8 protein-coding genes are annotated in these 10155 nt (G+C 68.7%); 4 read left to right on the top strand and 4 right to left on the bottom strand.

Annotated elements, in window-relative coordinates:
• Positions 1-294 precede the first annotated feature (294 nt).
• The 3 genes from lspA to ABTZ89_RS29520 are packed head-to-tail and all read left to right on the top strand — an operon-like array spanning position 295 to position 2243.
• Positions 295-969, top strand: a complete 675-nt coding sequence (lspA, locus tag ABTZ89_RS29530; protein WP_408641771.1) for a signal peptidase II — start codon at positions 295-297, stop codon at positions 967-969.
• A gap of 41 nt (positions 970-1010) precedes the next feature.
• Positions 1011-1895, top strand: coding sequence for an RluA family pseudouridine synthase (locus ABTZ89_RS29525; protein ID WP_270947117.1), 885 nt, complete (start codon positions 1011-1013; stop codon positions 1893-1895).
• A 45-nt stretch (positions 1896-1940) separates the two neighbouring features.
• On the top strand, positions 1941-2243 hold the full coding sequence (locus tag ABTZ89_RS29520) for a hypothetical protein (RefSeq protein ID WP_270947015.1): 303 nt from the start codon (positions 1941-1943) through the stop codon (positions 2241-2243).
• A 60-nt stretch (positions 2244-2303) separates the two neighbouring features.
• On the opposite strand, the gene ABTZ89_RS29515 is transcribed toward ABTZ89_RS29520, so the two are convergent.
• The 4 genes from ABTZ89_RS29515 to ABTZ89_RS29500 all read right to left on the bottom strand — a co-directional run bounded on the left by ABTZ89_RS29515 (position 2304) and on the right by ABTZ89_RS29500 (position 6333).
• Positions 2304-3683 carry an NAD(P)(+) transhydrogenase (Re/Si-specific) subunit beta gene (locus ABTZ89_RS29515; RefSeq protein WP_351050761.1) on the bottom strand — a complete coding sequence of 460 codons (1380 nt, stop codon included), beginning with the start codon at positions 3681-3683 and terminating at the stop codon, positions 2304-2306.
• Positions 3680-3985, bottom strand: coding sequence for an NAD(P) transhydrogenase subunit alpha part 2 (locus ABTZ89_RS29510; RefSeq protein ID WP_270947017.1), 306 nt, complete (start codon positions 3983-3985; stop codon positions 3680-3682). The genes ABTZ89_RS29515 and ABTZ89_RS29510 overlap by 4 nt, the downstream gene beginning before the upstream one ends.
• A 35-nt stretch (positions 3986-4020) precedes the next feature.
• Entirely contained in the window at positions 4021-5133 is a 1113-nt protein-coding gene (locus ABTZ89_RS29505; protein WP_351050757.1) for a Re/Si-specific NAD(P)(+) transhydrogenase subunit alpha, read from the bottom strand.
• A 258-nt stretch (positions 5134-5391) separates the two neighbouring features.
• Positions 5392-6333, bottom strand: coding sequence for an Lrp/AsnC family transcriptional regulator (locus tag ABTZ89_RS29500; protein ID WP_351050755.1), 942 nt, complete (start codon positions 6331-6333; stop codon positions 5392-5394).
• 206 nt (positions 6334-6539) lie between these two features.
• Here ABTZ89_RS29500 and dnaE point away from each other — a divergent pair, with 206 nt between their 5' ends.
• Complete coding sequence (dnaE, locus tag ABTZ89_RS29495) at positions 6540-10124, top strand: DNA polymerase III subunit alpha (RefSeq protein WP_351050752.1); 3585 nt, start codon at positions 6540-6542, stop codon at positions 10122-10124.
• The last annotated feature ends 31 nt before the right edge of the window (positions 10125-10155 follow it).

Raw genomic sequence — 10155 nt, 5'->3', positions numbered from 1 at the left:
AAATTGCGGAAGTTCTCCACAGGCCGGACCACCTGTCCACATCCTTCGGTGTGTCGGATCCCGACATCCGTTGGCATGTCGGGTGCGGACATGCCGAGGGACCACAGTTTCAATTGAAACTGCGGGAGGTCGTCGGTGTGTCGGGGGCGGACACGCCGGGGGTCACAGTTTCAATTGAAACTGCGGGTTGTGGGTGTGTTCGGAACTGCAGTTTCAATTGAAACTGTGGTGGCGGGGGCGGGATGCGGTGGGACTGCTGGAATCCGGTCCGGGGCGTTCAGGGACAATGGGGGCGTGAGCACCGAGCAGTCCTCTTCAGAGCGACCGTCCGAGGAGCCGGCGGACCGCGAGAACGTCGACGCCGAGCAGGCACCCGACGAGACCTCCGCCGCTGAGACCTCCGCCGACGCGCCCTCGGGCGAGACCGGCGAGAAGCCGCGCAAGTCGCCCAAGCTGCTGGCGCTGCTGTTCGGCGTAGCAGTGGTCGCGCTGGGGCTCGACGCCCTCACCAAGATCATCGTGGTCGACCAGCTGGAGGGCGAACCGCCGGTCGAGGTGTTCGGCGGGCTGCTCTACCTCGACGTGCTGCGCAACCCGGGCGCGGCGTTCTCGCTGGCCACCGGCATGACCTGGTTGCTGGCGCTGCTGGCCATCGCGGTGGTCGGCGTGATCATCTGGCTGGCGCCGAAGCTGCGCTCGCCCGGCTGGGCGGTCGGCCTCGGCCTGGTGCTCGGCGGCGCGTGCGGCAACCTCGCCGATCGCATCTTCCGCGCCCCCGGGCCGCTGCAGGGCCACGTCGTGGACTTCTTGTCCGTGCTGGCCCCCGGCGGTGCGGTGTGGCCGGTGTTCAACATCGCTGACAGCTGCATCGTCGTCGGTGGTGTGCTGGTCGTGCTGCTCTCGCTGCTCGGCCGCGACTACGACGGCACGGTGCACCGGCGGAAGAAGGCGGCGGAGAACAACTCGTGAGCGATCTTCGAAACTTGCCGGTGCCCGAGGGGCTCGACGGCATGCGGGTGGACGCAGGTCTGGCCAAGATGCTGGGCCTGTCCCGCAACGCGGTGGCCACGCTGGCCGAATCCGGTGACGTGCTGCTCGACGGCACCCCCGTCGGCAAGTCCGACCGGCTGGTGGCCGGGTCGTGGCTGGAGGTGACGCTGCCCGCGGCGCAGCAGCCGCTGCAGGTCGTCGCGGTCCCGGTGGACGGCATGAAGATCCTCCACCAGGACGACGACATCGTGGTGGTCGACAAGCCGATCGGCGTCGCGGTGCACCCGAGCCCGGGCTGGGAAGGCCCGACGGTGGTCGGCGGGCTGGCCGCGGCCGGCGTGAGCATCGCGACCTCCGGGGCCGCCGAGCGGCAGGGCGTCGTGCACCGGCTCGACGCGGGCACCACCGGGGTCATGGTCGTCGCCAAGAGCGAGCACGCGTACTCGGTGCTCAAGCGGGCGTTCAAGGAGCGCACCGTGGACAAGCGCTACCACGCGGTCGTGCAGGGGCACCCGGATCCCAGCCGCGGCACCATCGACGCGCCGATCGACCGGCACCCCCGCCACGACTACAAGTTCGCGGTGGTCACCGGCGGCAAGCCGAGCATCACGCACTACGAGACGGTGGAGGCGTTCCGCGCCGCCTCGCTGGTGGACGTGAAGCTGGAAACCGGCCGCACGCACCAGATCCGCGTGCACTTCTCGGCGATCAAGCACCCGTGCGTCGGCGACCTGACCTACGGCGCGGACCCGGTGCTGGCGCGGCGGCTGGCGATCACCAGGCAGTGGCTGCACGCCCGGAGCCTCTCGTTCGAGCACCCCGCAGGCGGTTGGGTGAGCTACGAGAGCGAATACCCGGACGACCTGCAGCACGCGCTCGACGAGCTCCGCGATCAGGACGGCTGAAGCAGGTACCGTGGCGGAAAGCGAGCTACCAACGGAGGGGGCTTGATGGCACAGTCGAGATCGTTCGAAGGCTCGGATGCGCCGACGCCGCCCACCGGCATCCCGGTGATCGACCCGGCAGCGGACGCCGAAACCCCGGCCAGCGGGTTCAACAGCCTCGGCGACGTGATCAACGCCGAGGACGTGGGCACGGCGGCGCCGTCGGTCCTCGGCGCACCGGAACCCACGCGCGCTCCAGGCGAGGCGGGGGACTGGCCGACGCTGGAGTACCGCAGCCGGAACAAGCCGGAGCGGCCCAAGCGGTCCAGCCCGCTGGACTTCTTCCGCCGGGAGAAGAAGGAGAGCTGAGCTCGCGTTCCGCAATTTCCATTGAAATCGCACGTCCGATTTCAATGGAAATCGCGGGACTCAGAGGGCTTTGAGCTCCTCGACTACTTCGCGGACCGAGGACTTGGCGTCGCCGAAGAGCATCGCTGTCCTCGGGTCGGTGTAGAGCGGGTTGTCGACTCCGGCGAACCCCGCGCGCATCGAGCGCTTCAGCACGATCACCGTCTTGGCCTGGTCGACGTTGAGGATCGGCATGCCGTAGATCGGCGAGTTCGGGTCGGTGCGGGCCGCGGGGTTGGTGACGTCGTTCGCGCCGATCACCAGGGCGACGTCGGTGCGGGCGAACTCGTCGTTGATCTCGTCCATCTCCTTGAGCTGCTCGTAGGGCACGTCGGCCTCGGCGAGCAGCACGTTCATGTGACCGGGCATCCGGCCGGCCACCGGGTGGATCGCGTAGGACACGCCGACACCCCTGTCGACCAGCAGCTTCGCCATGTCCTGCACCGCGTGCTGGGCCTGCGCGACCGCCATGCCGTAGCCGGGCACCACGATCACCTGCCCCGCGTAGGCGAGCTGGATGGCCACGTCGGCGGCGCCGATCGAGCGCACCGTCCCGCTGCTGGTCACCGGGGCGGACGAGGCCGTTCCGCCGAAGCCGCCGGCGACGATCGACGGGATCGAGCGGTTCATCGCCTTGGCCATCTGGTCGGTCAGGATCGAACCGGAGGCGCCGACGAGCATCCCGGCGACGATCATCGCCGTGTTGCTCAGCGCCAGCCCGGCCGCCGCCGCGGACAGCCCGGTGAAGGCGTTGAGCAGCGACACCACGACCGGCATGTCGGCACCGCCGATCGGCAGGACCACCGCGATCCCGGCCAACCCGGCCAGCACCAGCACCGCCACCAGCAGCAGCTCGGCACCGCTGCCCAGGCCGATCGCGACCGCGCAAACCACCGCGCCGACCAGCAGCAGCACGTTCAGCGGCAGCTGCAGGCGACCTACCGAGATCGGCCGGCCGGGCACGAGCTCCTGCAGCTTGCCGAAGGCCACCAGCGAGCCCCAGAACGAGATCGAGCCGATGATCGCGGCGAACAGCGTCGCGATCGGCACGAACGCCGGTTCGCCCTGGAACCCGGCGCTGTCCCGGAACTCGACCCAGGCGGTCAGCGCCACCGCACCACCGCCGACGCCGTTGAACAGCGCCACCATCTGCGGCATCGCGGTCATCTTCACCCGCCGCGCGGCCGGGACGCCGATCACCGTGCCGACGACCAGGCCGAACACGATCAGGCCCCAGTTGCTCAGGCCGGGGGTGAGCAGCGTGGCGACCACCGCGACCACCATGCCCGCGGCCGCGATCGCGTTGCCGCGCACCGCGGTCCGGGGCCCGGTCAGGCCCATCAAGCCGTAGATGAACAGGGCGAACGCCAGGATGTAGAGGACCGACCGCAGCGTGATCACTTCTCGGCGTCCTTCCGCGCGGGTTCCGGCTTGCGCTTGAACATGCCCAGCATCCGGTCGGTGACCAGGAATCCGCCGACGACGTTGATCGTGCCGAAGATGATCGCCACCAGCGCCAGCAGCTGCGATCCCAGGTCGCTCACCCCGGATCCGAGGACCAGCACACCGCCGAGCAGCACGATCCCGTGGATGGCGTTGGTCCCGGACATCAGCGGGGTGTGCAAGGTGTTCGGCACCTTCGAGATCACCGCGAAGCCGACGAACCCGGCCAGCACGAGCACCGCCAGATCAGCCAGGAACATCGCCCCTCCTCCCTGAGTCGGGCCGGGGTGAAGGGTCAGGCGTGCCCTTCACCTGGTTCTGATCGGGTGATGCAGGTGGCGGCCAGGACCTCGTCGGTGAAGTCGGGGGCGAGGCGGCCTTCGACCAGCATCAGGTCGAGCAGTGCTTGGACGTTGCGGGCGTAGAGCTCGCTGGCGTGCTCCGGCATGGTCGCCGGGAGGTTCAGCGGGGCGGCGATGGTGACGTCGTGGTGCACCGCGATCCGGCCGGGTTCGCTGAGCTCGCAGTTCCCGCCCGCCGAACCGGCGAGGTCGACGATCACGCTGCCCGGCCGCATCCGGCGGACCGCCTCGGCGGGCACCAGCCGCGGTGCCGGACGTCCGGGGACCAGGGCGGTCGTGATCACCACGTCGAAACCGCTGATCGCGGCGTTGAGCCGTTGGGCCTGCTCGGCGCGCTCGTCCTCGGTCAGCTCGCGGGCGTAGCCGCCTTCGCCGACCGCCGAGATGCCCAGGTCCAGCCACTTCGCGCCGACCGAACGCACCTGGTCGGCGACCTCCGGCCGCACGTCGTAGCCGGTGGTGCGGGCGCCGAGCCGCTTGGCCGTGGCGAGCGCCTGCAGCCCGGCCACGCCGACGCCGAGCACCAGCGCCGAAGCGGGTTTCACGGTGCCCGCCGCGGTGGTGAGCATCGGGAAGAAGCGGGTGCACTGGTCGGCGGCCAGCAGCACCGCGCGGTACCCGGACACGTTGGCCTGCGAGGACAGCGCGTCCATCGACTGGGCGCGGGAGATGCGCGGCACCGACTCCAGCGCGAACCCGGTCACCCCGGCCTCGCGCAGGCGCGGCACCAGGTTGGGGTCGGTCAGCGGGGCGAGGAAGCCGATGAGCGTCGAGCCGCGTTGGAGCTTGCCGAGCTCTGCCGTGCTGGGCGGGTTCACCTTGACCACCACGTCCGCCGACCACGGGTCGCCGAGGTCCGCGCCCGCCTTGGTGAACGCGTCGTCGGGGATCAGCGCGGCCTGCCCGGCGCCGGGTTCGACGACCACCTCGAGCCCTTGTGCGCACAGCCGCTCGACCACGCCGGGCACGAGCGCGACCCGCCGCTCACCGGCCAGCGACTCGCGCGGGACACCGACGCTGGTGCGACCGCCCTCCTGCGAGGTCATGACTCCAGATGTCCACAACGCGGACCAAACCGCAAGACCACACGCCCGCGTATCACCAGGACAGACGTACTCCGAACGGCGATCACCGGTATTCACACCGGCCGACCGGGGACTTGCCGATCGCTGCCGAGGCCGTCCCGTTGTTCCGCCTGATCAGAGCACGTGAGCACTTTGTGGTGCTATGGCGCCACAAAGTACTCACGTGCCTTGACCAGGCGGAACGATCCGCCGCGCGGAAGCAGGAGCAGGTGGAGACCGCTACAGGTCGGTGATGTCCCAGGTGAGGGTGCGCTGGGTGTCGCCGGGGCGGGGCGTCCAGCGGACCGCGGTCAGCTCCGTCGACTCCGGCAGGACGTAGACGGTGTGGCCGCCGGCCGTTTCGCCCGGCGGGACGCCGATGCGGTGCGGGGGCCGGGACGACAGCGACACCGGGGACTTCGCGATCGCGGAGCCGTCCGTGGTGATCAGCTCCAGGTACAGGTCCGGCAGCGAGGTGAAGGGCGTCTGGCCGCGGTTGGTCAGCTCGGTGTGCACCACGACCGCGCGCTCGCCGTCCTGCAGCTCGTAACCGGCCGCGGTGAACAGGAAGTCCGCCGGGTCGACGACCTCGACCAGCAGGATCGTGATCCGCTCGCCCTCCAGGCCTTCCACGTCGAGCTTGCTGCCGACCTTGCCGGTGCGCGCCGGCTGCTGCTGAGCGGGCTGCTGCGGTTGCTGATCACCGCGCGCCCACGCGGCCGATCCCGGCGGGCCCCAGACGTTCATCGGGTCCTGCGGAGCGGCGGGCTGCTGCGGGAACGAGGTCGGCGGCGGGCCCGGTGGGACGAACTGCTGCGGTCCGCTGGGCTGGCCGTAAGCGGGTGCGGGGAAACCACCGCTGTGCGCCGGGTAGCCGCCCGTCGGCTGCGGGAAGGAGCCGGAGTGCTGGACCTGGTGCGGACCGGACACCGGGTAGGGGCCGCTGGCCATGTTCTGCTGCGCGGCCCAGTGCTGGGCGGCGGCGACCGCGTTGCGGATTCCCTGGACGTCGCACTCGACCCCGACGATCAGCGGGAGACCGGTGGTGGAGAGGGTAGCGAGGCGCGCAGCGACGTCGCGCACGTCCATGCCGAGCCGACCGGCGATCTCGGGTACCGCCGCCCGGCCCATCTCGGCGACGACGCTCAGCAATCGCACATCTACGGGATCAGGGCCAGCCACGACGAACCACGCTACCCGCTCCGCAAACCTGGTGCGTGAACGGCACGTGGTTTCGTCCAGTTCTAGCGCGGGGCGTGATCGACCGCACCTGTTTCTGCTCGTCGTGGTGGAAAACGCTCGCAACGCCGGGGGAATCGGCGGTCACAGCGGGTGCGCGCGTTAGGCTGGCGGCTCTCCCCGAAGCTGTCGCGAAGGAGGACTTCCCCGTGCCTGTCGACCCCTTCGTCCACCTGCATGTGCACACCGAGTACTCGATGCTCGACGGTGCCGCGAAGGTGGGGGCGTTGTTCGCCGAGGCCCAGCGCCTCGGGATGCCTGCGGTGGGGATGACCGACCACGGGAACATGTTCGGTGCCGATGAGTTCTACCAGCAGGCGAAGAAGACCGGGATCAAGCCGATCATCGGCATCGAGGCCTATCTGGCGCCGACCAACCGCTTCCACAAGAAGCCGGTGTTCTGGGGTGAGGCGAAGCAGCGCGGCGCCGACGAGTTCGGTGAGGGCGGTGACGTCTCGGGTGCCGGTGCGTACACGCACATGACGATGGTGGCGCGCAACGCCACTGGTCTGCGGAACCTGTTCACGTTGTCCAGTCGCGCGAGTTTCGAGGGCATGTACCGCAAGCCGCGGATGGACCGCGAGCTGATCTCGGAGTTCTCCGAGGGCATCATCGCGACCACGGGTTGTCCGTCCGGGGAGGTGCAGACCCGGCTGCGGCTGAGGCAGTTCGACGAGGCGTTGCAGGCGGCGGCCGATTACCAGGAGATCTTCGGCAAGGAGAACTTTTTCCTGGAGTTGATGGATCACGGTCTGCCGATCGAGCGGTCGGTGCGCCAGGGTCTGCTGGAGATCTCCAAGAAGCTCGGTATTCCGCCGTTGGCCACCAACGACAGCCATTACGTGACCGTTGACCAGGCCGATTCGCATGGCGCGTTGCTGTGTGTGCAGTCCGGCAAGACGCTCAGCGACGAGTCGCGGTTCAAGTTCGACGGCGACGGCTACTACTTGAAGTCCGCTGAGGAGATGCGCGAGTACTGGGACTCCGAGGTTCCGGGTGCGGCGGACAACACGTTGCGGGTCGCGGAGATGGTCGAGTCCTACGAGGACGTGTGGGACTTCAAGGACCGGATGCCGCGCGTGACCGACGGCAGCGGCCGTTCCGAGCGGGAGTTGCTGGCTGCTGAGCTCGAGCAGTACTTGCCGACGCGTTATCCGAATGGTCCGACCGAGGAGTGCCGCAAGCGCATCCAGGTCGAGTTGGACGTGCTGGACACCAAGGGGTACTGCGCGTACTTCCTGGTGGTCGGTGACCTGACCCGGTGGGCGAAGTCGCAGGGCATCCACGTGGGGCCGGGTCGTGGTTCGGCCGCGGGATCGCTGCTGGCCTACATCCTGCACATCACGAACCTGGATCCGCTGGAGCACGGTCTGATCTTCGAGCGGTTCCTGAACCCGGAGCGCGACTCGCCGCCCGACATCGACCTCGACTTCGACGACCGGCGTCGTGACGAGGTGCTGCAGTACGCGATCAACAAGTACGGGCGGGACAAGGTCGCCCAGGTCATCACCTTCGGCAAGATCAAGACGAAGGCGGCGATCAAGGACTCGGCGCGTGTGCACCACGGCCAGCCGGGGTTCGCGATCGCGGACAAGATCTCCAAGGCGTTGCCGCCGCCGATCGCGGCCAAGGACATCCCGCTGTCGGGCATCGTGGATCCGCAGCACGAGCGCTACACCGAGGCCGCCGAGGTCCGCAGCCTGATCGAGACCGATCCGGCGGTGTCGCAGATCTTCGACACGGCGCGGGGCCTGGAGGGCCTGATCCGCAACGCCGGTGTGCACGCGTGCGCGGTGATCCTCTCGTCGCAGCCGCTGCTGGGCACGGTGCCGTTGTGGGCGCGTGATGACGGCTCGATCATCACCGGCTGGGACTACCCGTCGTGCGAGGCCATCGGTCTGCTGAAGATGGACTTCCTGGGCCTGTCCAACCTCACCATCCTCGGCGACGCGCTGCGGATGGTGAAGGAGAACCACGACCGGGAGATCGACCTGTCCAACCTCGCGTTGGACGACAAGGCCACTTACGAGCTGCTCGCCCGCGGGGAGAGCCTGGGAGTGTTCCAGCTCGAAGGTGGCGGCATGCGCGAGCTGCTCAAGCGCATGCAACCCACCGAGTTCGCCGACATCGTGGCCTGCAACGCGCTGTACCGGCCGGGCCCGATGGAGGTCAACGCGCACAACGACTACGCGGACCGCAAGAACGGCAAGAAACCGGTCGAGCCGATCCACCCCGAGCTGGACGAGCCGCTCAAGGACATCCTCGCCGAGACCTACGGCCTGATCGTCTACCAAGAGCAGATCATGGCGATCGCGCAGAAGGTGGCCGGTTACAGCCTCGGTCGAGCGGACATCCTGCGCCGCGCGATGGGCAAGAAGAAGAAGGAGGTCCTGGACCAGGAGTTCGAGGGCTTCCGGGACGGGATGCTCGCGCAGGGCTTCTCCGACGAGGCGATCGAGAAGCTGTGGGCGACGGTCCTGCCCTTCGCCGGTTACGCGTTCAACAAGTCGCACGCGGCGGGTTACGCCCTTGTGGCGTACTGGACGGCCTACCTGAAGGCGAACTACCCGGCCGAGTACATGGCGGGCTTGTTGACCTCCAACGGTGACAACAAGGACAAGATGGCCATCTACCTGGCCGAGTGCCGGCGGATGGGCGTCAAGGTGCTCTCGCCGGACGTCAACGACTCCAAGGACACCTTCGCCGCGGTCGGCTCCGACATCCGCTTCGGCATGAGCGCGATCCGCAACGTCGGGTCGAACGTGGTGGCCTCGATCGTCAAGTCCCGCCAGGAGAAGGGCCGCTACACCTCCTTCACCGACTTCCTGGACAAGTCGGAGATCCTGGCCTGCAACAAGCGCGTCATCGAGTCGCTGATCAAGGCCGGTGCGTTCGACTCGTTGGGGCACACCCGCATGTCGCTGGTGCAGCACCACGAGAACGCGGTGGACGCGGTCATCGGGTTGAAGCGGCAGCAGGCGATGGGCCAGTTCGACCTGTTCGGCGCCGACGATTCGGCCGACAGCGCGGACGCCTCGCCGCTGGCGCACCTGAACTTCACGCCGGAGGAGTGGCCGCGCAAGCAGCTGCTGTCCTACGAGCGGGAGATGCTGGGCCTGTACGTCTCCGCGCACCCGCTCGACGGGGCCGAGCGGCTGCTCGCGCCCTACCAGGACACCGGGATCGCGGATCTGGTCGGCGGTGAGCGGGAGTTCGGCGGCGGCAAGGAGCAGATCAAGATCGCCGGGATGATCTCGGGGATCCAGCGCCGCATCAACAAGAACGGCCACCCGTGGGCGATCGTGACCCTCGAGGACCTCGACGCCAGCGTCGAAGTGCTGTTCTTCCCGAAGTCCTACGAGATGTTCGCCGACTGCCTGGTCGAGGACACCGCGCTGGCGGTCAAGGGCCGCATCAACGAGCGCGAGGGCACCATCAGCGTCTTCGCCTCCGACGCGGTGCCGGTCGACATCTCGGCGGCCGAAACGGACCCGGGCACCGACCCGGCGTTCGTGATCAAGGTGCCGGTGGGCCGGGTGGACCAGTCCTTGGTGCTGGAGCTGAAGCGGACCCTCCAGGCGCACTCGGGCACGACCCCGGTGCACCTCAAGCTGCAGAGCCCCCGCGGCGTGACCCGCCTGGCGCTGTCCAGCGACTACTTCGTCTCGACGGAGAACGGCCTGCAGGGCGAGCTCAAGGGCCTCCTCGGAGCAGGCTGCTTCGAAACCATCTGACGCGCGGTGCGCCGGTCCGCAGCGGACCGGC

It is taken from the genome of Saccharopolyspora sp. NPDC002686 (assembly GCF_040295745.1).
In the GTDB taxonomy this organism is placed as follows: domain Bacteria; phylum Actinomycetota; class Actinomycetes; order Mycobacteriales; family Pseudonocardiaceae; genus Saccharopolyspora; species Saccharopolyspora oryzae.
The sequence above is the reverse complement of the archived record's forward strand: the minus strand, read 5'-3'. Positions and strand labels throughout refer to the sequence as shown.